Annotated in this window: 25 protein-coding genes and 1 pseudogene; 5 read left to right on the forward strand and 21 right to left on the reverse strand. The window is 31.9% G+C overall.

Annotation, left to right across the window (positions count from 1 at the left end):
• Nucleotides 1–68: 68 nt before the first annotated feature.
• Together F0362_RS14115 and F0362_RS14120 are read right to left on the reverse strand one after the other, a co-directional pair.
• On the reverse strand, nt 69–1445 hold the full coding sequence (locus F0362_RS14115; RefSeq protein WP_001037230.1) for a HAMP domain-containing sensor histidine kinase: 1377 nt from the start codon (nt 1443–1445) through the stop codon (nt 69–71).
• On the reverse strand, nt 1438–2085 hold the full coding sequence (locus tag F0362_RS14120; protein WP_000865955.1) for a response regulator transcription factor: 648 nt from the start codon (nt 2083–2085) through the stop codon (nt 1438–1440). Before F0362_RS14120 ends, F0362_RS14115 begins: the two co-directional genes overlap by 8 nt.
• A gap of 121 nt (nt 2086–2206) precedes the next feature.
• Here F0362_RS14120 and F0362_RS14125 point away from each other — a divergent pair, with 121 nt between their 5' ends.
• Entirely contained in the window at nt 2207–2623 is a 417-nt protein-coding gene (locus tag F0362_RS14125) for a hypothetical protein (protein ID WP_000726753.1), read from the forward strand.
• A gap of 41 nt (nt 2624–2664) precedes the next feature.
• On the opposite strand, the gene F0362_RS14130 is transcribed toward F0362_RS14125, so the two are convergent.
• The 6 genes from F0362_RS14130 to F0362_RS14155 form a co-directional block, all read right to left on the reverse strand.
• Nucleotides 2665–3165 (reverse strand): DinB family protein, encoded by a 501-nt coding sequence (locus F0362_RS14130; protein WP_000392137.1) that lies wholly within the window; start codon nt 3163–3165, stop codon nt 2665–2667.
• Nucleotides 3166–3266: 101 nt separating this feature from the next.
• The gene (locus F0362_RS14135; protein ID WP_000651690.1) at nt 3267–3725 is read right to left on the reverse strand and encodes a GNAT family N-acetyltransferase; all 459 of its coding nucleotides are present in this window, start codon (nt 3723–3725) and stop codon (nt 3267–3269) included.
• Nucleotides 3726–3808: 83 nt separating this feature from the next.
• Nucleotides 3809–4483 carry an HAD family hydrolase gene (locus F0362_RS14140; RefSeq protein ID WP_000484700.1) on the reverse strand — a complete coding sequence of 225 codons (675 nt, stop codon included), beginning with the start codon at nt 4481–4483 and terminating at the stop codon, nt 3809–3811.
• A 12-nt stretch (nt 4484–4495) separates the two neighbouring features.
• On the reverse strand, nt 4496–6085 hold the full coding sequence (locus F0362_RS14145) for a M3 family metallopeptidase (protein WP_000544325.1): 1590 nt from the start codon (nt 6083–6085) through the stop codon (nt 4496–4498).
• A gap of 380 nt (nt 6086–6465) precedes the next feature.
• Nucleotides 6466–7026 (reverse strand): GNAT family N-acetyltransferase, encoded by a 561-nt coding sequence (locus tag F0362_RS14150; RefSeq protein ID WP_000282372.1) that lies wholly within the window; start codon nt 7024–7026, stop codon nt 6466–6468.
• 304 nt (nt 7027–7330) lie between these two features.
• On the reverse strand, nt 7331–8191 hold the full coding sequence (locus F0362_RS14155; protein ID WP_000538271.1) for a DegV family protein: 861 nt from the start codon (nt 8189–8191) through the stop codon (nt 7331–7333).
• A 223-nt stretch (nt 8192–8414) separates the two neighbouring features.
• Between F0362_RS14155 and F0362_RS14160 the strand changes: the two genes are divergently transcribed.
• Nucleotides 8415–8846, forward strand: coding sequence for a GNAT family N-acetyltransferase (locus F0362_RS14160; RefSeq protein ID WP_000027173.1), 432 nt, complete (start codon nt 8415–8417; stop codon nt 8844–8846).
• 234 nt (nt 8847–9080) lie between these two features.
• Here the strand turns inward: F0362_RS14160 and F0362_RS14170 are convergent, their stop codons facing one another.
• From F0362_RS14170 to F0362_RS14185, 3 genes are all read right to left on the reverse strand, one after another.
• On the reverse strand, nt 9081–10313 hold the full coding sequence (locus F0362_RS14170) for a BC_2427 family protein (protein WP_000795520.1): 1233 nt from the start codon (nt 10311–10313) through the stop codon (nt 9081–9083).
• Nucleotides 10314–10440: 127 nt separating this feature from the next.
• The gene (locus F0362_RS14180; RefSeq protein WP_001295000.1) at nt 10441–11136 is read right to left on the reverse strand and encodes a CsxC family protein; all 696 of its coding nucleotides are present in this window, start codon (nt 11134–11136) and stop codon (nt 10441–10443) included.
• A gap of 548 nt (nt 11137–11684) precedes the next feature.
• Nucleotides 11685–12455 carry a GNAT family N-acetyltransferase gene (locus tag F0362_RS14185; protein WP_000638747.1) on the reverse strand — a complete coding sequence of 257 codons (771 nt, stop codon included), beginning with the start codon at nt 12453–12455 and terminating at the stop codon, nt 11685–11687.
• A 340-nt stretch (nt 12456–12795) separates the two neighbouring features.
• Here F0362_RS14185 and F0362_RS14190 point away from each other — a divergent pair.
• Nucleotides 12796–12993 (forward strand): annotated as a pseudogene (locus tag F0362_RS14190) (isochorismatase hydrolase); the annotation flags it as partial.
• Nucleotides 12994–13379: 386 nt separating this feature from the next.
• Here the strand turns inward: F0362_RS14190 and F0362_RS14195 are convergent.
• The gene (locus F0362_RS14195; protein WP_000340387.1) at nt 13380–14159 is read right to left on the reverse strand and encodes a BC_2878 family exosporium-associated protein; all 780 of its coding nucleotides are present in this window, start codon (nt 14157–14159) and stop codon (nt 13380–13382) included.
• A 255-nt stretch (nt 14160–14414) separates the two neighbouring features.
• On the opposite strand from F0362_RS14195, the gene F0362_RS14200 reads away from it, so the two are divergent.
• Nucleotides 14415–14735 (forward strand): hypothetical protein, encoded by a 321-nt coding sequence (locus F0362_RS14200; protein WP_001062729.1) that lies wholly within the window; start codon nt 14415–14417, stop codon nt 14733–14735.
• Nucleotides 14736–14790: 55 nt separating this feature from the next.
• On the opposite strand, the gene F0362_RS14205 is transcribed toward F0362_RS14200, so the two are convergent.
• The 5 genes from F0362_RS14205 to F0362_RS14225 form a co-directional block, all read right to left on the reverse strand.
• A complete protein-coding gene (locus F0362_RS14205; RefSeq protein WP_000229598.1) occupies nt 14791–16326 on the reverse strand; it encodes an MDR family MFS transporter in 1536 nt (511 codons plus the stop codon).
• A gap of 24 nt (nt 16327–16350) precedes the next feature.
• Nucleotides 16351–17058 (reverse strand): hypothetical protein, encoded by a 708-nt coding sequence (locus F0362_RS14210; protein ID WP_000401015.1) that lies wholly within the window; start codon nt 17056–17058, stop codon nt 16351–16353.
• A gap of 18 nt (nt 17059–17076) precedes the next feature.
• Nucleotides 17077–17787, reverse strand: a complete 711-nt coding sequence (locus tag F0362_RS14215) for a polymer-forming cytoskeletal protein (protein ID WP_149889839.1) — start codon at nt 17785–17787, stop codon at nt 17077–17079.
• Between the two features lie 13 nt (nt 17788–17800).
• On the reverse strand, nt 17801–18424 hold the full coding sequence (locus F0362_RS14220) for a YhbD family protein (protein WP_000106212.1): 624 nt from the start codon (nt 18422–18424) through the stop codon (nt 17801–17803).
• Nucleotides 18425–18583: 159 nt separating this feature from the next.
• Nucleotides 18584–20320: an ABC transporter substrate-binding protein gene (locus tag F0362_RS14225; protein ID WP_000470187.1), complete on the reverse strand. Its 1737-nt coding sequence runs from the start codon at nt 20318–20320 to the stop codon at nt 18584–18586.
• Between the two features lie 101 nt (nt 20321–20421).
• Here F0362_RS14225 and F0362_RS14230 point away from each other — a divergent pair, with 101 nt between their 5' ends.
• Nucleotides 20422–21663, forward strand: a complete 1242-nt coding sequence (locus F0362_RS14230) for an MDR family MFS transporter (RefSeq protein WP_001016147.1) — start codon at nt 20422–20424, stop codon at nt 21661–21663.
• Between the two features lie 241 nt (nt 21664–21904).
• Here F0362_RS14230 and F0362_RS14235 read toward each other — a convergent pair whose 3' ends face one another.
• The 4 genes from F0362_RS14235 to F0362_RS14250 form a co-directional block, all read right to left on the reverse strand.
• Entirely contained in the window at nt 21905–22570 is a 666-nt protein-coding gene (locus F0362_RS14235; RefSeq protein WP_000643632.1) for a YjgB family protein, read from the reverse strand.
• A 263-nt stretch (nt 22571–22833) separates the two neighbouring features.
• Nucleotides 22834–23043 (reverse strand): hypothetical protein, encoded by a 210-nt coding sequence (locus tag F0362_RS14240; RefSeq protein ID WP_000834516.1) that lies wholly within the window; start codon nt 23041–23043, stop codon nt 22834–22836.
• Between the two features lie 169 nt (nt 23044–23212).
• On the reverse strand, nt 23213–23359 hold the full coding sequence (locus tag F0362_RS14245) for a hypothetical protein (RefSeq protein ID WP_000959555.1): 147 nt from the start codon (nt 23357–23359) through the stop codon (nt 23213–23215).
• Nucleotides 23360–23543: 184 nt separating this feature from the next.
• The gene (locus F0362_RS14250; RefSeq protein ID WP_000844594.1) at nt 23544–23939 is read right to left on the reverse strand and encodes a hypothetical protein; all 396 of its coding nucleotides are present in this window, start codon (nt 23937–23939) and stop codon (nt 23544–23546) included.

Here is a 23939-nt window from a genome sequence, read left to right on the forward strand (position 1 = left end):
ATACTGTCTTATAATCATAAAAAAGCATCGTCTCCTATTGAAAATAGACGATGTTTTTTAGTTTTTAATTAGCCCTTCTTCATATAAATATCAAACTGTATCTCTCCATCTATAGTAGAGACTCCATATTCAAAACCATGTCTTTCTAAAATACTTTTCACTATCGCTAATCCTAATCCTGTACCTGATTTTTCTTTACTACGAGAAGATTCTAATACATAAAATGGTTCCCAAATTTTATCGATATCTTTAATTTGTTCAGCATGAATACCATTTTGAATTTGAAAATATATACCATCGTTTCTATTTTGTAAATAAATTTCCACATTTTGATTCGTTGTATATTTAATCGCATTAGAAATTAAATTTTGAAACACCATTCCCATTTTATTTAAATCTGCATAAATGATTGTATCACCAACAGTATTGTTCACTTGCAAATTGATTTCTTTCGATTCCAGTTCAATCTTATGTTTATCTATTATACTTTGGACTAGTGGCTCAATAGGGAATTCTTCTTTTTGTAATATATCTCTTTCTAGTTTAGAAAATCGTAATAACTCTTCAATTAGATTTGAAATTTGATCAGTTTGTTTAATAATTGTATCTACGTACGTACCATCATCTAAACCATCTTTTATTCCCATAGAATATGCTTTTACTAATGCGATAGGTGTTTTTAATTCATGAGTCATATCACCCATAAATTGTTTTAAATGTTCATTACGATCTGTTAAATCTTGATGTGCTTCATGCAATTTATCACTCATAATATTGATACTATTGGCTAAGTCTCCTATTTCATCGTTCGTTTTCACTTTCGTTCTTTTAAACTTCAAACGTGAAATTTCTTCTGCGACATCACTTAATTCTTTCAATGGTGTCGTGATTGTTTTTGAAAGTATCCACACAAGTAAAATAATGAGAAGGATTGAGAAACACAAAATGTATAAGTAGAATGTATTTAACGTATTAATAATTTCATTTGAATTTGCAATAGAAGTCCCAATTAAAATTATCGTATCATCTTTCGCAATATATTTAGCAAAAAAGCTTGCTTTTACCTTTCCTTGATCATATAGTTTATTCGATTGCCCTTCCGTTTTCACTTTTATGACTTCGTCTTTCGTAATCCACAGTTTATTTAATGTTACCTTCTTTCTCATAAGTTTTGTGTGTAGTGCTTCGTTCATATCAACTATTGACTGGTTGATTGGCGTATACACAATTGAAACATTACTTTCATTTTCAATTGTATGGATAACATCTTCTAAATCTTTTACTGATGTATTTTGTATTTGCATTGTAAATTTATTTAAGTTTTCACGTGTTTTATAAATATTATATTTCGGTAAAAGATAATTAATTAATAATAAAGAGATCATAAAAATAAGAATAACCGTTAAAGAAATGCTGAAAAATAGCTTTTTTCCAAGTTTATTCACTTTGTTCCTCCAGACTATAACCTAAACCACGATGCGTCTTTATAATATTCTCTCCGATTTTTTTACGCAATCTCCTCACATGTGTATCAACCGTTCTCTCTTCTCCAAAATAGTCAAATCCCCATACGATATCTAACAATTTTTTACGCGTTAAAATCATTCCTTTATGATTTAAAAAGCACTTTATTAATTCTAGTTCTGTTTTTGTAATATCTAATTCTATATCATTTTTATATACTTTATTTTTGGCGAAATTTATCTTTACATCTTGCACTTGAATTACATCATCCTGTTGTACAAGCTTTTTCGCTCGGGTAATTAGTACTCCTGGATGAAATGGTTTTTTCACATATTCATCTGCCCCGCTTTGAAGCGCTGCTAATTCATCTTCACTTTCACTTTTTGCCGTAAGCATTAACACTCTTACACTTGAATTCTTTTTTATTTCCTGACAGACTGTAATACCACTATGTTTCGGCATCATCCAATCTAAAATAGCTAAATCTATTTTCTCATCATAAAAAATTTGAAGTGCTTCCTCTCCATCTTTTGCTAATAAAACTTCGAAGCCTTCTTTTTCAAAATAAGCTTTTAAAATTTTCAACATATCTTGTTCATCATCTGCAATCAATACTTTCATAATTTATCCTCCATTACTTTTAAACAAAAACCAATTGTATCATACAACTTCTTTGTTACATGTATGTGACAGAAAAATATTTAAACCTTTTGAGGGTATAGTAAAGATGAGGTGTTGTATTATGAAAAAAAAAATCGGGTTCATTTCTCTTCTTTTCTTCCTATTATCAACAAATGTGCTCGCAAATACAAATCAACAAATTGAAGTGTTTGATTGCAAAAAAGAAATGGTCATTCAAAAACAATCTTTAGATCCAGCAATCCAAAAAGAAGCAGTTCAATACGCTAAAGCAATAACTGGACCATTTAAAAACTTAAACGTCGTTCCGAAAGATGGACATATGATAAAAATCCCTTTATCTAAACCTATTTCTATTACGAATCAATGGTTACATACTACAATAGACGAAGTACTTATACTGCTCCCACAAAATGAAAAACCTTATATTATGCTATATGATGATGAGAATAATCCGCATTTTTATTATGTAAAAGGTAATCCAAATAGATTATTGAAACAAATGAATGTTACATTATAATTTAAGAAAGATCCCACAAATATCATTTGCAGGATCTTTCTTTATCGGTTAACAACTTGATTTTCATTAAAAAAATGCATAACCTGTCTTTTATGATGTTTATCATGATCTACAAATTCTTTAATAATATATATAAGAGAATACGGCGTTCCAGTATGAGGACAATGTGATACTCCATTGGCAGTTACAGGTTTCTTTAGATTTCCAGCAGGCAATAAACTAAGTTCTTTTACGAGTAACTCTCTTTTTGTTTTTGCTTCTTCAAGAAGTTTCATCTTAGATATACCCGATTTGGCATAACTAGAGGCTATTTTATTATATGTATTAAAGTCAGGGAACTCCACTCCCTGTCCTTCTCTCACTGATGGTAAGACCTTACTTAAAAGACATTCATCCCAATTCATAATATGAGATACAATCTCACCAATAGTCCATTTCCCCTCTGATATTGATGCCACCCACAATTCTTCTTTCATACCTTTCAATGTATTTAACCAAATTGAATATTCATTGAAATCATGAATAATTTTATTTTCTTCCATCATCCAATTCCCCATTCTAATAATAGATTCAAATGAATTATATCATCAATCCACATAAAAATAGAACAAAAGTTCTGTCAAAGTGGATAAATAATAATTCACTACATCCTTTTATATAAGTTCAAATAATGGCTCGCTCCTACATATTTTTTCCCTTTCACAAATCCACCCGAAGTATAAAATTTGTCACCCTGTTCCGTATCTGTATTTAAGACAACGATATTAAAATATTTTTTAGCATCACTTAAAATTCGCACTAACAGTAACCTCCCTAATCCTTTCCTTCGGTATTCTTTTGCAATATAAAATCTTCTTACCCTACCAATCTTATTATTTTCTGTATATGGATCCTCATTTAGCCCTCCTATTCCAATTAACTTTTCCCTTTGAAAAATACCATATAAACATTCTCCAGTTTTATTAAATACATTTATTTTGTTTTCATATTCATTTATTAATTTTATTAGGAAGTTAAAACCTCCTTCCTTACTGTCCTGAACGAGATGACTAATTTCATATTTCATTAAATTTTCTATTTGTTGAATATGTATATCTTTCAAGTAAATTCCCTCCCTTAATATAAAAATATATAAAAATGCTCAAGAATCATTTATTCTGAGCATTTTTATGGTTGTTACCTTATTCAATTCGTAGCATGCGTATTCTGCACTTCAGACAATATTCCCTTCAACTCCATTAAATCATCTATTACTATATCGGCACGAGCCAGTTCATCTTCTTGTGCAAAATCAAAATTGCATCCAATCGCAATTAAACCGTTATCTTTCGCTGCATTTATATCAGATAGTCGGTCTCCAACTACGGCTGCCTCTTTTATATCATATTTGCTCAAAATGGTTTTGACTAAGTCACTTTTATTTAGCGATTGTATTTGTTCAATACTACATGTTTCAGTAACCCACTGATCCAAAGCATAATAAGATACGATTGCTTGTAAGTATTCTTTTAAGCCATTACTAGCAATGTATATTGAACAATTATTTTCTTTTATGTGCGTAAATACTTCTTTTACATTCGGATATAAAGCACCTTTTCCGCTCTTTATGTTTTCAATTAATCTTTCCAAAAAATATGCGTCTGTTTGTTCTCTCACTTCAATAGAATGGTCTGGTAATAACGTCTCCCAAACTTTCGGTAACGGCACACCCATAATTTCACGATACTTATCAATTGGCGTTACTGCATCCCATAATTGTAGTGACCGCAAATGATTAAAAGTATCATCTAGCGATACTTCTAAAATTTTATCTGTTTGAAATAACGTTCCGTCCATATCGAAAATTAGTGCTTGAAACATGTCATCCTCTCCTTACATAAGCTGCAAATATTCATCAATATCTTTAGAAATTTGTATAAAAGCTTTATCCCAAAATTCATAGCTTGTTATATCTATTTGAAAATGTTTTTTCATGAGCTCTTCTACTGGAGCTTTTCCTGTTTCTCGTAGAAATTCTTTATACTTTAAATGGAATGTACTTGAGTTTTGCTTCGCTATTTCTAATAAACTAAAACTTGCTAAATATCCAAATGTGTACGGATAATTGTAAAAAGGAACATCCGCAATATAAAATTGAATATATTTAATCCACACGAACGGCTGATATTCACTTAAAGCATGTCCATATGCTTCTTCTTGTGCCAATATAGATAACTTCTCAATTTCGTCAGCACTTATGGGACCTTCTTTACATTTTTCATAAAAATTCTTCTCAAATTGAAATGATGCTCGAATGGCCATAACATAATTAAAAGTATTTCTTATTTTCCAGCTAAGTAATGACTTTTTCATATCTATACACTTTGTTGTTTCGATTAAATAGTTTATGAGTACTGTTTCAAAGAAAATAGACGCTGATTCAGCTGTACTCATTGGCAAATAATCATCTAAAAAAGAAGTAGAGTGTTCAAAACTCATATTATAAAAATGCCAAGCATGTCCTAGCTCATGAGCAAGTACTCTTACACTATCTATACTCCCATCATAACGCATGGAGATTCGTGATTCTTTCTCAATGAAAAATGGAGCACAAAAACCACCTGGTGGTTTATTCTCTCTCGGTTCAGCATCTACCCATCCACTTTCTATCGCATTACGTGCAAATTCTGCCAATTCTTCATTAATATCTTTTAATGCATCATATATGTTTTGTACTGCTTCTGAAAAAGGAATAATAGCCTCATTATTTTTCTTTACTGTCATAAGTTCATGCCATGTAATGAAAGCTTTTCCGTTCTTATACACTTTTAAAACGCTGGCTAATTTATCTAGATTTTCTTCTGTCGCATCCCACATTTGTAATAATACAGTTTCAGAGATTTCATTCGCTTGGAGAGATTGTGTTAAAATCTCTCTATCCCCTATTTCGTTACTTTTTGTATTACGTAATCGCCCTATTTGATTTAATACAGTAGCAAAGATTTCTTTTTCCTTATGCAAAGCACTTGTAAGTAACTCGAATACTTCTAACCTTTCCTTTTCATTATCACTATTCATTGCAATATGATTTGCTTGACCAAATGATAATTGTTTATTATTGTGCTCTATTTCTATCTTATTTCTTAATTGTATGTACATATTTTCCCACGCATTTAGTTCATCTTTTATGAACCTAGTATTAATATTATCAGAAATTGCCACCTCACTTTGTTGTATTACTTGCTGTACTTCACTTTTTAGTTCCTTTACTTTCACAGTCAATATAGTATTGTCAGATGAAACACTTTCTTCAGCCGATCGGCAATACAAATAGTATTCTGCCTTTTCAATAGCCTGTATAAGTTTTGAAAGGATTTCCACATCCTTTGTCACTATATATTGTTCTTTCAACTCTAATATCGGAAATATAATATCTTCACACGAATATAATCGATCTAAATCCCACCTAGCAATTTCATGCATTTTTATAGCCGCCTCCTATTTTTACAAATAGTTACAGATATTTCTCCCTACCCAATTATATATGAAACTACAATTTTTTAATATCTTTAAATATTTCGTTTTTTGATGAGCAGGACTAGATTTATATTCGTTTCTTTCACCACTCAATCACAAATAGCATAAACACATGAATGATACGATGTGTAAAAAAGACAATAAAGTTATTTACTTTTAAACCTAAAACAAGCATAACCCCGTTCTAAATTTAGGACGGGGTTAAAATATAGATGTATAATTTTCGATATAAGATACTTCACTGTACTTAAAAATATAACAATAAAGTCGTTTGAAAATCTAATTTTTATTCAACAATAGCGCCTATTGTTGAATAATGTTCAATTTTAAACGAATAAAGCCATTAATATTAAATTTTGATAGCCGTCATCCAATTTTACACCCTTTGCTTTTCTACCCTCTTCAAAAAATCCTAGATTCTTATATAACTGGATTGCACCTAGATTATCTTCCATTACCTCAAGACAAACTTTTTCAATCTTACTGTTATTTTTAGCCCAATTGATTAACGTTTCTAGAAGAGCTCTTCCAATACCATAATTTCGATATTCAGGTAGTATGGTCATCGCAAAAGCCCCTTGATGACTAATTTTTTCTTTGTTTCCGTTCTTAAAATCGATTGCACCGACTAACTTACCATCAACTTCAGCAATAAACTGTACATAATTTGGATTTTCATGATAAGCTTTTAACGTTTTTTGAATAGCATCAACACTCATCTTTTTTACACCTTCAACCGTACTTAGCATGTATGGAGCATTTATTAAAGCTTTTGAAGCAGCATTTAGCATTCTTTCTGCGTCCTGTTCTTTAGCTTCTCTAATTATTACTGTTTGTCCATCCTTAAATTTATAAGTAAAAACATTAGTTGATAATATATTATACACACCCTTTCGGAATATAATTAATCGGATTCTTTAACTATTCCACAATTCTTAAGTAAGAGAAAGTCGTATCACCTTTTCTGTAATCGCCCTCCTTTAACTTAATAACAATTATTTCAAATATTTTTAATTTTGACAAGAAATCGTTTCGTTATATAGTTCGATTGTTGAATAACATGACTGGCGTTTTTAAACAACTTTATTATCTCTGTACACGATTACTGATATAAGTATCACTTCACCAATACCATATCGACCAATTATCACAGATTAAAAATAAAAAAGGATTGATCAAAAAATCAATCCTTTACTCTACTTCATTTAAGAAAAATAATGTTATAACGCCAGGTCCTGTATGTGCACCGATTGCTGCTCCAATTGTATTTACGATAAATACTTCACAGCCGAATCTTTCCGTAATTAATGCTTTTAACGCTTCAGCTGTTTCTAAGTCGTCGCCATGAGTCATTGCGATTGTTTGACCTTTAAGTTCTTTCCCACGCTCTTCCATAATATCTACAATTCGGCCAAGTACTTTCTTTTTCCCTCTTACCTTTTCAAGTGGTACAAGTTTTCCTTCTTCCACATTTAAGATCGGCTTAATGTTTAATAAACCGCCGATAAAACCTGCTACTTTACTTAAACGTCCACCTCTAACAAGGTACTGTAAGTCAGCCACAGTGAAGATATGTTCCATATGGTTCATTAAAAAAACGACACGTTTTAAAATATCTTCTTTTGATGCGCCGTCTTTCGCCATTTTAGCAGCTTCTAAAACGACAAGCCCTTGACCAAGCGAAGCACATTTCGTATCAATAATCTCCAAATCTAAATCTGCATATGTTTCTTTTACTTCCTCTTTAATGACAATTGAAGATTGATATGTACCAGACAGTTCAGATGAAAAAGCTAAATATATACAAGGGTTACCTTCTTTTGCATAAGAAACAAATTTTTCTTGGAAAGTTTCAAGTGAAGGCAATGATGTTCTATAAACAGCGCCTTCTCTCATTTTTTGCAATAATGTAACTGACTCTAATGTAACTCCATCTAAATACTCTGTTTCTGCTTCATCATATACACGGAGTGGAATTAAATCAATATCATATGCTTGCAGCAATTCTACCGGTAAATCCGCCGCACTATCCGTAATGATTTTAACACCCATTTTTAAACCTCTATTCTGTTATAAATATAAAATAATAAAATAAAAATAGTACTTTTAAATTATATACGTAAAACTTAAATGAAGAAAGGAAAACACTTTATATTGTATGCACTATTCTCCAAAACTTGAACTGTTAATAAAAATCATGCCATTTTAACCACTTTTTCCTGAAAATATATTATGTATAATGGAAATAGTAAAAGTTTTCTGAAGGAGGATGCATATGAGTATTCAACTGGCTACATATAATGATCTAGAATGGATTAATAATCAATACGAATCAATAGGATTTGTACGGAGCGATTTAAAGCGAGATAAAGTTGCAATCATTACATACAACAATGAGTACGCAGGTGTTGGACGACTAGTCAAAATAGATGATAATACTATAGAAATGGGTGGGATTTTTATTCTCCCAAAATTTAGAGGTCTACAATTAGCTGGGGAACTTGTTTCATTTTTAGTAGAAACTGCGAAAAAATTACAAGTACAAAATGTGTATTGTCTTCCTTTTGAGGAACTAGAAAACTTTTATAAGAAATATGGCTATACTGAGGTCGATACTACGAAAGAAGTTGTCCATCCAATTATTCTAAAAAAATATAATTGGTGTTTAAAACATTATGATAAACATGTATTACTGTTTAAATTGTAAGTTTTCTATAATGGGGGTGGATACACTTTGTGTTACACCTCATGTTTTAACAAAGATTTATCCATTTCATCTATTAAAAGAATTAGTTTTTTAAAGCGATCCATCAATTGTATTTCATATCTTTCCCAAACGCTTATTAGCAAGCTCATTTACAAACTTGCTAGCATTATTTTTAAGTTTCTCTAATACATTTTCCTGAAGAAATTTTTAACTAATTGATGTAGAGATGATTAATTATCTAATCCGCACCCAAACTTCCTGTTCTTGTAACAATTGCACAGTTAATTCCAATACAAGGTTTTGTATTAACTGATACGCGTTATCATGCGGTGTACTTCGTTCCGATATAAATTCAATACATTGAAAAATATAACCTTCTACGAGTAAGCTCCCTTTTTCAATTTTAGATGGATTATTTCCTTTCCTTATTATTTTTGGTAATAAAAACTCATTTTTTGTTAAAATAATTTCCTGTGACACCTCTTTTATTTCTATAACTTTTTCTTTAAATACCACTTTTTCTCGTAAATTAATTTCACCTTTATACTTCCCTATTTCTATTGGTAATTTCGCAGGTATATAATTATTTACTCCTCCTTCATCCTCCTTATCTAAAATTATTCCGTGTATAGGAATCCACGAAGATGTTCCTACCCAATTCTCTTCCATATTACTTTTTATTTTTTGATTAGAAAGTTCTAAAAGCACTCTCTTTTCATAAAGGTTTGAAGAAACTAAATTACAATTAACTTCTCCTTGATAATGTTGCACTGTAGTTAATAACTTAGTATCCAATTCACAACCCCTTTCATCTTTTTGATTCCGAAATACAAATACTTCTTGATTTTTCACATTCATATTAGGGAATTTTATAAAACTAGTCACATCTGAAATAATAGAAAATGGGGTTTTTACTACTTTTGAACGTACTAAGGTCTCTATTTTTGATTCTGAATCTTGACGTTTTTTCTGTGACTCTGTTTCTTTACTCTTTTTCTCGGATTTAACTGCTTCTTCTTTTTTTGACTTTGTTTTTTTACTTTCTTTCTCTGATTCAATTGTTTCTTCTTCTTTTTTCGACTCAGTTTCTTTACTTTCTTTCTCTGATTCAATTGTTTCTTCTTCTTTTTCCGACTCAGTTTCTTTACTTTCTTTCTCTAATTCAATTGTTTCTTCTTCTTTTTTCGACTCAGTTTCTTTACTTTTTTTCTCTAATTCAATCGCTTTATCTCCCTTTTTTGATTCTGTTTTTTTACTTTTTTTCTCTAATTCAATCGCTTTATCTCCCTTTTTTGATTCTGTTTTTTTACTTTCTTTCTTTAATTCAATTGCTTTATCTTCTTTCTCTGATTCTGTTTCTTCAATTTTTTCCTTTTTTCTTATTTCGCGTGCATCATCTTGAACATTCAGCTTTTTCCCTTTATAAACTTTGTTCCATATTTCCTGACCAACCCATGGATTTTTCATCACCATCCCCCCGTCTAATGAAATTCATAAAAATATGTTTTTTGTACGCGACCATTTCATCATTATATATGTTTTATAATAATAAAAAAGACATTGTCTTTTTATCAAAGACAATGCTTTTTTAGTTTTATACTTGTACTTGTTGTACTTGTAAAACTTTTAAAGTAAGATCTAGTACAATTTTTTCACGAAGAGTATCAAATGGTTCGTTTAGGTCTGTTGGACAAGGTGAAAAGTCTAATTCAAAAAATTGAGCGCTGACTAATTCGCAATACGGTTGTTCATTATAAAAAACTGTATTTTCGAAGAAGTATTTGTCTAAACGTGGTAGATCACCATTTTTAGGATTAATAAAGTGAGAAGTAGTATCTGAGGAAGCAGCCACTATAGCTTGTGATAGAAAATCACCAGCTGTTAAATCAGCAAAACCAGAAAATGGAACATTAGCAATGCGGTCATATAGCACACCATTACACTCGTCATTTGCATATTCAATGTTTTTACGAATATATCCTTGTACAAATAATTTTGCTCTTGTAACTCGGCGGTAAGGTGTACCTGGTACTGGAGTAAATGCTACAGGAACTAACTTACATTGTGTTAAAAATGCATTTTTTAAGATACGTTTAATTTCAACCGCTGGAGGATCTAATGAAATATCAGATTCTACAACAATTTGAATTGTTCTTTCTGCTAATACAACCGGTATTTTTACAATTGGCGCTCCCGGAGTAGTAATTGGCGTTACAGGTGCATCACTTAATGGTGTTTGGGTTTGTCCTACTACCTGACATGGTACATTAATTGGACATTGTTCACTCATATTTTATAATCTCCTTTATAATAAAATTTAGAGTTTTTTAACTCTCTTTACTGTATATGTACTTTTTCTATTAATGCGTGGGTTTGTATCATAGTCACTTTTATCAATTGCATAGTAAAAGCTTCAATTCCTCTTGATAGTTAAAAATACATAAATTAATATATGGAGCCTATACTGATATCTACCTATATAAAATAGAATTTCTCGACTTTTTTATGATAAAGCTAATAGGTGTTCCAAAATTAATTTTTCAAGAGTCTTTTATTCTATCTAACAAAGAATACATTTAATAAGAACCATCTGCCAACTTAATACTATCCACAAAACAGAACATCACGACTATTGTCCCCTTTATAAAAAATAAAAACCGGCTAAAAAAGCCGGTTTTTGTACTCAATAGATTATAAAATCTCCTTATTATTGAAATAATCATTTTATCCCCTAATATTTCCATAGGAGTTTTTAACAATGCTATCGAAACATTCCAGTCATTTGTCTTTCCCTTTTTAAATTCTTTATTTTGTACAACTCTTACAATCTCTGCTCATTCATCTATTATCCACAAAATAAGTATCATACGCCTTATCAAAAACATATCCTAGCTTTTCTGCTAGTTTGGCAGATGTCGTATTCGCTGCATCCCAGTTTGGGTATTTTCCCTTTTCTAAACAATCCAATATTAACGCTGCACTCACTACGGTCGCCAAACCTTTTCTTCTATGGTTCAGATCCGTCGCAACTTCAATTTCTATCCCCTTATCGTAAATACTATACGAGGATGCACCGCATATAACTTCTCCATTATACAAAATGCTATAACCTATACCTCGATTTAAATAATCTTCTACCGATTGAAATTGACTTGTAAAGTCTTCAGAAAGCTTATGTAGTGTAGAATTATTTGCAATATGCTCATCTATTCTTCTTAACTCGTATCCTTTTGGAAGTGTTGATATAAAAGATTGTAATTTTGAACGGTCAAAAACTTCCGAATTACGTTTGAATTTATAGCGTAAAAACTTATCTATTTTTCTTTCATAAAATGTTTCTAAACGCTTTTTCCATTCTTCACTATTTACGATTACTAACATTTTTTCAGGAATATTACGTAATAACTCTTCTGTTTCTTTCACATTTGGATCTCCAGTATAAAATGTGAAAATCCCTACTGTAACTTGTGCTACTGTTGGATTTTCAAGATCGTTTACCCAGGCTCTTCCCATATGTCCTTGTAAATAAGAAAGTAATATAACATTATTAAAATCTTCGAACATGGAAACTAATTTTCTTCTAGTATATATATTCGCTTCATATATCATTTACATTCCTGCTTTCTACAAATCAATATAACTCTACATTTTCATGAGGTAACTTATACCCTTTTTACACATCCATTTATTCGGCATATAAGCAAACACCCCTTAGACTTAACTTTCATATAATTATAAATTATTCACAAATACAAAATCATTATAACATCAAATCAAAAAATAAAAATTCACTTTTTCAATTTTAAAATATATATCTTATTATCCAAATAAAACATATTTTTTGATAAAATTTTAACATATACCCAATCCAGTCGAATCACTGTAAGATTGATTTATAAATAAGCTTTTTAAGGGGGATTATAAAACGACTGATTTCTATTCTCGTCTTTCAAAAAGTGATGTCGCTCTTATGCGTATGGCTCATGGCGGGGTTCAACTAATGAACTGGTTTAGCATTGCAGCAGAATTACAGTGTGACTGGCGAAATGATGTTGAAGGCTTTGGAGCTTTACTTGCTAAACACCTTCCAAGTTATCAAAATATCATAGGAAGCTATATGGGAGCTCAAAAGGAATTTAGTAAATAAATTACTCAACTTTTGATTAAACATGCTATCAAGTTTGGATAACTATGTAAACACAATAAAAATAGCAACAGCTATGTACATAATTAAGAAAAGGGCTGCTTCAATAGCCCTTTTCTTAATTGCTTTATCAATATTGTATGCTCTTCCGTCACTTTATTTAAATCAATTACATACTATTCCCCTAGCTTTTCTGTAATAGCTTCTTTCATATTTTGCTGCAAAAGACCGCATTATAGGAGATTATCCATAACAAATCATAGTACAACTAACCACTCTATTTACTTCTAACACCGTACATACGACAAAAGTGATTTTCCCGCCGCTATAACGCTCCTATTATATGTAAAAACCCTCCTGTATTTTAAGAGGGTTAATCAATAGATACGTTATAACTCCTTCTTAGAAATAAAGGATTCCGTCTCACCATTTTTATATACTTTAGTCAATTTAACAACTGATTTGTACGTGTTATCATCATCGTTTATCATTTTTTTTAGCTCTTCTATTTCAGCATTACCAGTTCCACTCTCTATTTTTAAGCAGTTCGAAATGGAAAGGTATCCGCTTGATGCCAATATAAAAATAAAAATCGTATCAGGAAAATTAATAAATAACAACCCGTAGTTTAAAGGATCTCCAGCTGGATGTGATAAAAGCAGTCGAAAACCTACCAGTTCAGGCACTTGAACGAAATCTTTAGAAACAATTGCCTCACCTACTATAGTAATTTGCTTTACTACATTCCCGAGTTCATCTGTAAATTCAGTACATCTAGGTGGATTAATTGTGGTTGCTTGGAAAGACACATTTAATTCAGGATTGTTAAAATCAAAAAAGATTGTACTACCCTCCGTTAAACATTGCGGGCAAACATTTCCTAGCAAGCTAAAGTCCTCTTCAATAAATTTAACTTTCGTTTTACAACTACACACTTTTCCTATTCGAATCGCATCAATTTTTGAACAGTCTACAAATATTACCTCATTGTCTTCTTGTACAAATGATACAATGCCCTTCCTCTTGTTAAATGAAAGAAAATAAGATACATCGATTTCGTTTCCAGCTATTACGATACTTTCAACTTGAGTAAAAGGTTCTAGACTTTGTAAAAATTCACATATACTATTTTGGCAACACCCACAATTTCGTTTCGGCTCGCAATCCACTTACATTCAATCCTTTCCCTATATGTTTTTATCTAATACATATAATATGAGCGGAAGATAAGAAAAGGTTGGACAATATAATATTAACGTAAGGAGATAGTTAGCTACTCATTAGGTTAATAAGGGATTTACACCAATAATAAGTAATAACACATATTTTTTACTATAAATACATATAACAATTTCATCTTTCATGAAAAAAACGTTATAATAAGGTGTAGCCTCTACGATTACGTTATAAAGGAGATTAAAACAATGGCTAAAATTAAAGTATATCAAGCAAAAGAAGAAAATATGGACGCAGTAAAAAACATCATTGATGTTGAGGAACAAAACCCAACTGCTGAAAACTTACAAAATCTATACGCATGTGTATTAGAAACTGAAGATATGGCATTGCCTGAATCATACATTGAAGAAGATATCTTAATTGATTCTATGGAAGTTATGGTTAATGCTTCTCAAAGCAAACTAAGAGACTTAGGTACATATGATGTAATCGAAGTTCAAAACAAAGGTAAAAAAACACAAATTTTATTATTAGCAGACGAAGAATACGAAATCATCGAAGGCTAATCTAACACCGTACATACGACAAAAGCTCCTTTCAAATTTGAAAGGAGCTTTTTCATTAAGATTTTGATGCTTCACTCTTTATATTCTTTTGTTCTTTCTGAAATACCATGCGTTCATTTCCCATAAAGAAAATGAATACGAATGCTAAAACAGCTGGTACCAATGCCCACATGAATGTTTGAACAATTGAACTAGAAAGAGCGTCAATAATTTTATCTAATATTTGTGGCGGAATTTGAGATCTAGCCGATTCTGATAAAATGGCTCTTGAATCTCCTACAGCATTTGAATTCATTCCCCCGCTCATACCTTTAAATGCTTCTTCTAATTGATCTTGGAAACCTGTTCTTTGGATCATTCCGAAGATGGTAATACCAAGTGTCATACCTAATGAACGAATAAAGTTACTCGTTGAGGTCGCAGATCCGCGCTGTTCCATACCGAAGTTGTGAATTGAAGCCATGCTTAGTACAGAGAATGAGAAACCAACTCCGAATCCGATAATAATCATGTAAACCGTTAATAATGCCCGACTTGTTTCTGGCGTTAACGTGCTTAATAAGAATAATCCGATTAGCATAATAACAGCAGAAATAATCATAATGTTTCGGTAGCTAAGCTTTGTCGTTAAAAATCCGCCTAACTGTGCTGTTACGACTGATCCTAACATCATCGGTAAAAGTAACAATCCTGAGTTTGTTGCAGTCCCACCATATACACCTTGAATAAATAACGGAATGTACACAGTTGCTGACATAAATGCAGCTCCGTAACATAATGCAATAATTGTACTCATTCCAAACAGACGTTGTTTAAACATCTCAAATGAAATGATTGGCTCTTCTACTTTTCGTTCGATATAAATAAATGCGATTATTAAAATAGCGAATCCAGCAAATAAACTTAAAATAAAGCTAGAATCCCAATCATATTTTTGTCCGCCAAGTTCAAGTGCAAACATTAAAGAAACTACTGCACCAACTAAAGTAATTGCGCCGAACCAATCAATTTTTTGTTTTTTATGAACTCGTGATTCTTTATAAAAGAATGTAATAAAAATAAGTGCTAAAATGCCAAGCGGTAAGTTAATATAAAATACCCAGTGCCAACTAATATAATCTGTAATATATGCGCCAAGTAATGGCCCGAAAATACTTGATAATCCAAATACTGCTCCGAATAATCCACCCATTTTCCCACGCTTTTCAGGTGGAAAAATATCAAACACGATAGTAAACGCGATCGGCACTAATGCCCCGCCGCCAATACCTTGAATGGCACGATAAATGCCTAATTGTGTAATATTTTCAGCAGTCCCACAAAGTGCCGAACCAATCATAAAGACGATTAAACCGAAAATAAAGAATCTCTTTCTTCCATACATATCTGATAGTTTACCGAAAATCGGCATACCTGCCATTTCTGCGACCATATAGGCAGAAACGACCCATACAAAGTTTTCAAGACCTCCTAAGTCACCAACGATCGTTCCCATCGCTGTTACGACAATGGTATTATCCATTGATGCCATTAAAATACCTAGCAATAAGCCCGCCACAATAAAGCCAAGCTTATTATTCTTCTCAACCATATCTCTTGCTCTCCCTCGCATTACTTATATTTGTTTATGTTCTTTTACGACTGCATTACCTTTTTGGTTAAAACTAGTATGATATTCCACAACACTAATTTCACAGCCAGGACCAATGGTAACGTTGTTTCCTCTTACTACTTCAGCAATTGTATGTTCTAAATAAATATCATCCCCTTCAACAATTGAAGTTTGGAGGTTTCCAGCATGACTAGTAAAAGGAATAAATCTTGATTTCTTACGCACTGTAATCTTTTTGCCACCGATTTCTCTTACTTTACTTCCTTCATAACGAAGTGAGATTTCAATATGTTCAGCATTAAGCAAACCATCACTTTCAAGACCACCAGTTAGTGATAATTCTTCTACTTCAATATCTCCCTTCACATTTAAAGCACCTTTCACATCTACGAAATCACCTGAAAACTTCCCTGTAACATCAATCATACCTCTAATTTTTGTTTTTTCAATATGAGCATCACCATGCATTTGTGTATTACCATATACTTTTACATATGCTGCATCTACATTTCCTTGTACTTCACTATCTCCATACACGACATAGTTTTTAACTTTCATATTGCCACGCACATCACTTGTGCCATATGTTTTAAACTCATTACAACTCATATCATTCGCAATTGTCCCTTCACCGCGAATCTTCACTTTGTTATAATCTCCGCCCGCTGAATTACCAGAACCATTTACTGTGAGACTATGTTGATGTTCCATACTGATTACCCCCCTCCGTTAAACTTGCTTAATTTCTTTTACATTTGCGCTTTTATCAACAGTAATAACACCGCTATATTCAATCAGTTCAATCTCACAGTTCGGTCCTACTGTTACATTGTTTCCTCTTACTGTTTTTATGTGAGCATAATCAATATCGATATTGTCACCTTCTAACAATTCAGCTTCTAACTGCAAGCCAAATACTGATTTAAATAGTCTACTAAATGTACTCAATCTATGTCTTACTTTAATCGTTTGGCCACCAATTTCTTTCGCTCTACATGTACCGTGAATATTTATATTAATCTCATCTGCGCTTAATAAACCACCGATTGTAAATTGTCCTTCTGAAGAAAAAATATCAACTTCACAATTCCCATCAATCGTCGCTTGACCGTTGATTTTAAATTCTTCACCCTTAACGTTTCCACCTATCGTACCTTTTCCTGCAATTTTTAAACTATTCGCCTTTACATCTTGTGTAATTGTTGCTTTCCCATCAATTCGCATCGTTTCTGTATTAACTGTACCATCGACTTTACCTGATCCACTAATTCTTGCGTTGCTACTGCTCAAATCACCAGTTACTGCACCATAACCATTACATTGAAATTCATCACATTCAACATTTCCGTTCACAGTGCCTTTTCCATTTAGTTGTACTTTATGAAATTCACCGCCATTGGATGAACCGTAACCATTTATAATTAAATTTTCTGTACGCATTATTTCTCCTCCACTACAACAGTTTAGTTTTTAATGCTTCGGTATACTTCATAATCGCTTCTCGTAAAATAATCTTCGTTCCCTTTTCAAAAATTAAATCCTCAATATTCGATACTAAGAAACATGTAGAAATCCCTATTTTTCGAATCATAACTAAATCACAATTTTTATGTTTGATTGCTTCATAATTTTCTCGTAAAACTTGCAGAACCATTTTACCTTCTTCTAAACTAACTTCTCCTGATTGTAGTAACTCTTCTAACATATACACATAAAGAATATCTACAAATCGAAAGTCTGCCGTTTTGTTCGTTTGCTCAATAAAAAATTGTAAAACAGGTTCTGATGTAATCCCTTTACGGATGAGATCTTCTTTCGTTAAAAGGATTTCTGTCACACTCGGTGAAAACATATTTGCTAATTCATCTAGTGATAAATCTTCTTTCATCGTTTGGATTTTATCAATACGCTCTAAAATCTTTTCTTTCGGAAAAAATGTCTCTTGACCAGTAAATGTTGACTTTCGTACAAACCAATCTTCCGGAATTAAATTTTTTCTCTTCCACCTATATAACTGTCCGTATGAAATACCTGTAAGCTCTAATAATTCTTTTTTTGAAATTAAATTTGTACTCAACTGTGTAACACTCCTTCCTAATAACAATGTAACATAACACTGTTACGCTGTAAATGGAATTATACTACAAGTAGCGTAACAATGTGTAAAACAAACTTCTTTCACATAGAAAAAAGGCTCTGACACATCTTCTGAAAAATGCGTAAGAACCTATATATATCAAGACTTAAACCATATTTCATAAAAATCAATCCAACCTTGCGAATTAATCATTATATTTTGTACTTTTTCATGAGTACTTACCTCTTGTTTGTTACGATATAAAGGAATAATATGAATTTGACGTAACAATGTGTCCTCAAGATCGCGTAACAGTGTAACTCTTTTCTCTACTTGTTCTTGTTTAAAATAAGGGGACAAGATTTCGTGAAAGTTCATGCTGCTATGCCCATGAATAAAACTGTTTTTTGTCAGAAACATATATAGCAAACTATCTTCTATTCGTTCACTAATTGTTGCGCTATCATGCATGATATCAGCTTTTTGTATCGTACTTATTTGCAATAGTTCTTCTATTTCAAGAAAATTAATCTCTACACAAATTCCATACTTCGCGCACTCTTTTTGTATCCATTGTGCATCTTCAACGTGATCTCGTCCTTTAAATGTATACAGTTGTAGCACTTCATTATGATAAATACTTCTTTTCATTAAACTTTCTATATCTTCCTCTATCTCTACTATGCTGGCCTTTGCTGATATTAGTTCCTTTGCCACTTCTCCACGTTCTCCACCGAGTTCTTGAACGATTATATCGCCATGAATGATTTTATATAACGCTTTCCGAAATAACTTATCTTGCATTGGTCCTTCTTTCGTAAGATTGCATGTTACATAAGTCACGTTCGACTCAAGTCGAGACAGTTCTTTATTATGTTTCTCTTTATCTTTATACTGTGCCTTTACTAAAACATCATATGTATCTACACTTTGTTCTACATTCCACAACTCAACGCGATCTAGAAAAGGTCTCTCACGAAAATATAAATGATGCGCTTCCAGTATAAACAGATCTTCATTACTTTTGTATAACTGAAAAGGTCCTGTCCCCATTAATTTTCCTGCTTCATCTTCACTTACGATAGAACACTGTTCTAAACTTAGCATATGTAAAAACATCATATTTTCCGTATGTAATTTAATTTCTAAAACATATTCACCTACTGCATGAAAACTTTCCACATGCTGTAACATCCATGCGTGCGGGTTGTCTACAGCTGTCATAAATCGATTCAATGAATATATAACATCATGTGCAGTAAGGCGTTTTCCATTATGAAAGTGAACTCCTTTTCGTAAATAAAATGTCCATATTTTTTCTTCATCATTATATTCCCAGTGAAAAGCAAGTCTCGGTTCAATAGCAGTTCTTTCTTCATTGATATATACGAGTGTATCAAAAATATGTTTAACCATATGACATTCCGAGCGCATTGTAGCGTAAACTGGATCTAAAGCGATGTCCAGATTCATTTGTACTTGTAAACGGAGTACATCTTTTCTCCCTTCAGAAGTCATTTCAATTTTATGACCAAACATAGAATCAACCCAAGACTGGTATTCTCCCTTTACTGATGGAAAATGTGCGCTATAGCGTTCCACAAATGAGATCCCGCTTTTCACATTCCCTTTTTTCGTTATTTCTTTTCCTCTATCTAAAATCAATGGTGCCGGATTCTTTTTAAATATTAATTTAGAACGATTTCCTCTCCCGCGACCTGGAAACCAAGCGATCCAATGTAACTCTTCTAATTTTTTTATAATTAATTTACTATTACGCTCTGTACAAAATAAAGTTTCAGATATATTTTGCACTGTTATCTCTAATTGTTCTCCTTCTCGTTTCCCTTTCCCATAGGCAAACCATAATTCAATGTATTGATCTAAAATAAACATCATAATCCCCCTAAAAGGTGAAAAATACTCCCTTTTATTTCTACCCTTTTTCCATTTCTCCTTTCATCTTATCATTTCAATATAGAAAGGAGGAAATCAAATTGAACCATCTCTTACTACGTTACAATAAACCTATTATCATTAGACTGTGTGGTGAATTATTAACCCGAACAACGGAATCAATGTTAACCCTCATTATGATTATATACGTTAATAAGATGTTAAACGGCAATATAATGATGACTATGCTTATTTTCGGACTACAACCACTTTCAGACATTGTCTTTACACTTATTGCTGGAGGCGTTACTGATAAATATGGGAGAAAAAAAATTATGTTACTCGGCCTATTGCTGCAAGGTGTTGCAATCGGTAGTTTTATTTTTGCTCAATCCATTTTTATATTTGCACTGTTATACGTCATTAATGGTATTGGTCGTTCTTTATACATTCCAGCTCAACGTGCGCAAATTGCCGATTTAACAAAACAAAAGCAGCAAGCAGAAATTTTTGCTCTCCTGCAAACGATGGGAGCAATTGGATCCGTAATCGGTCCTTTAATTGGTGCTATCTTTTATACTACTCACCCTGAATATTTATTTATGATGCAAAGTATTACACTTATGATATATGCAATAGTTGTTTGGACGCAGCTCCCAGAAACTGCTCCAGCAATTACAACGCCAAAACAAAAACTTGAAGTAGCATCATCTCCAAAACAATTTGTACGCAAACATTACGCTGTATTTGGACTTATGGCTTCTACACTTCCTATTAGCTTTTTCTATGCACAAACGGAAACAAATTATCGTATTTTCGCAGAACATGTATTTCCGAATTTCGTATTCATACTCGCATTTATTTCAACTTGTAAAGCCATTTTGGAAATCATTCTACAAATTTTCCTCGTAAAATGGTCTGAACGATTTTCCATGACGAAAATCATCCTTATTTCTTACGCCTGCTATACGATAGCCGCAATTGGCTACGGGCTTTCAGCAACAATCTCGTCACTATTTTTCACATTACTCTTTTTAGTCATTGGAGAAAGTATTGCTTTAAACCATTTATTGCGATTCGTTTCAGAGATCGCTCCTACAGATAAACGTGGATTGTATTTTTCGATTTATGGCATACACTGGGATATATCTCGAACGTGCGGTCCTGTTATTGGTGCAGTATTATTAAGTAAACTAAACGGTAATATGCTATTTTATATTTGTGCATGTTTCTTAATAGTTGGAGGTATTGTTCAGGCACTTTTTGTTCAAAATTTAGAACGTAAAAAAATAAAGGGAAATGTCCAAAAAGATAATTCGCAACATACCCCTCAAGTTTTATAGGATGCTACTTTTTTAATAGATCGATATCTCTTATTGGATGAATTATAAAAAACGTTATCCTTCCCTATAAATCTATAGGTAGATAGCGTTTTTTTACTTACTTTGTATTTTTTTCAAAAATATAATTGAATTATTTCGCCATATGAAAGTATGTATCATAAGGTCGGAAACATACCTTGTTTACAATTGAATACACCTCACTTTTAAAATAATTGAGGTGTTCTGGAGATTATTTGATTTTTTATCCTGCCATTTTATTAATACTATCCTCTGGCGAAAATACCGAAATATGATATACCTTACCGATCAATTTTGGAATGATGAATTTTAACTCGAACTGATTGTTTACTTTATATACATATATTTGATCTTCACCATTTACTTTAACTGAAGTTGGTTTTCCTAACGCCTTTTCAATTTCTTTTAATGTAATTGACTTTAGTTCTGTTTGATATGAACGTACATCAAAAACTTGTGATCCTTTATTAAAACCGAAGACAACATTTTTATTTGTAAAGGTTGCGTACATTCCGCTCCCTGCTTGTTCTGTTTTATCTGCTTTCCCCCATGCTTTTTCTATTTCTTCGATATCTCCTGTATGAGCAGCAAATGGAACATTAGGTACTTTCCCATCTTTCGCTAGTTCAAATAATTCTTTAACATAGTTAATTGATTTTTGGTTAAGAGTTGGACTTTTTGAATCTGGCCCTGTTGAAGGTTTTGTTGAATCTTGATTTTTGGGGTTATTCGCTGACTCGTTCTCTTTTTGAGGTGCAGTTCCTTCATTCTTTTGTTCCGTATTTTTTTCAGATGTTGGGTTCGTCTGTTTCTTTTCCTCATTATTCGTACAAGCCATCAATGTTAATACACATGTTAAAGTGAACAATATTCTCAAATGCGCTTTCATATTTTACTACCTCCCATTCGTAAACACTCTATAACATGATTTTTATCTCACATTGATTTCAAACAGGTTGAGATGTGTTGTTTTTCCTTACTATACACCTTCTCTTCTTACATGCTTTATCCTTCTTCTATCACCTTGAATAAAGTACGTCACAAAAACGCAAAAAACCAACAGAAACTACGTAACATTTCCCTGCTGGTCTCATATTTTTAAGGTTTGAAATTTAATTACATCATTTCTTATTAGTAAACATATGATTCTCTCTACTCTTGTTTTAATGAAGTTGTATAATTTTTCTTTATAATATCTTTTATATGTATGATAAACGATATAAGGAATATCACTGCTAATACACCATTTATCCAATAATATGTATTTTCTTCTGTGTATTTATTATAAAACGATTGAACATTAAATAATAACAGAAACAGAGAAAACAAAGCAGAGCTTGCTAGCATGCCAAAACTTTTCACGAAATTCACCTCTTTTCTAAAATTTATGACCTTTATAATAATACATTTATATAAAAAGATTTTCAAATAGCAGATGAACTTATCTATACTTTAGTATAAATTAAAAAGAACCTGAAATAATACAGATTCTTTCCAAAATAACATATGTAGATAAGCTTTAAAAGCAAAACTAAGAGGTAAGCCTTACTTTCTTTACGTATGTAGAAATCGTACTTTTTACAGTTTCAAAATTATGAGCAAATGTATTATCTCCACTCAGTGCCGTTATACATGTTAAACTTGCCGCTTTAATAAAATGTTTTACATCTACAAGCATTGAATTAGCCCCCATGAATTTAATTATGCTTATTATAACAGATGTATTCCGATTGAAACATGGAAGAAATAAACAACCCTTCGGAAAATTCCATTTCCCCTCAACTTTTTAGCACACAACATACATGTACCTTTATTATATAATTAAAAAGCTGTCCAATATTGGACAGCTTCAAATATGTATATTACACTTCGATTGACTTACCATCTTCTACAATATGATAAAGTAAGTGCGCTAAATGATGAATTGGACCATATTCTTCCTCTTCTTCATTTGTTTCACCTTGGAATTCAAGATCATTTAAGTATAATGCTAAAAATTGATAGTATAATTGCAAATCAAATCCGTAGCAAGCACTTGGCTCTTCGTGATCTCCTTCATATTGTAACATTAAGTATTGATCATTTCCTTCTGCATCTTCTGCGTCAAAGAATACGAAGAAACCAACGTTTGTATCTAAATCAAATAGATGACGAGTACCTTTTTCTGTTGCTTTATTGAAGTCCTCTTCACTTAATTTATGTACTGTTGTCGCTTTTGCATTATCTTCTTGATGGAAATTTACTGTATATGATTTCAA

The sequence above is a fragment of the Bacillus sp. BS98 genome (assembly GCF_008432245.1).
Classification (GTDB): Bacteria; Bacillota; Bacilli; order Bacillales; family Bacillaceae_G; genus Bacillus_A; species Bacillus_A toyonensis.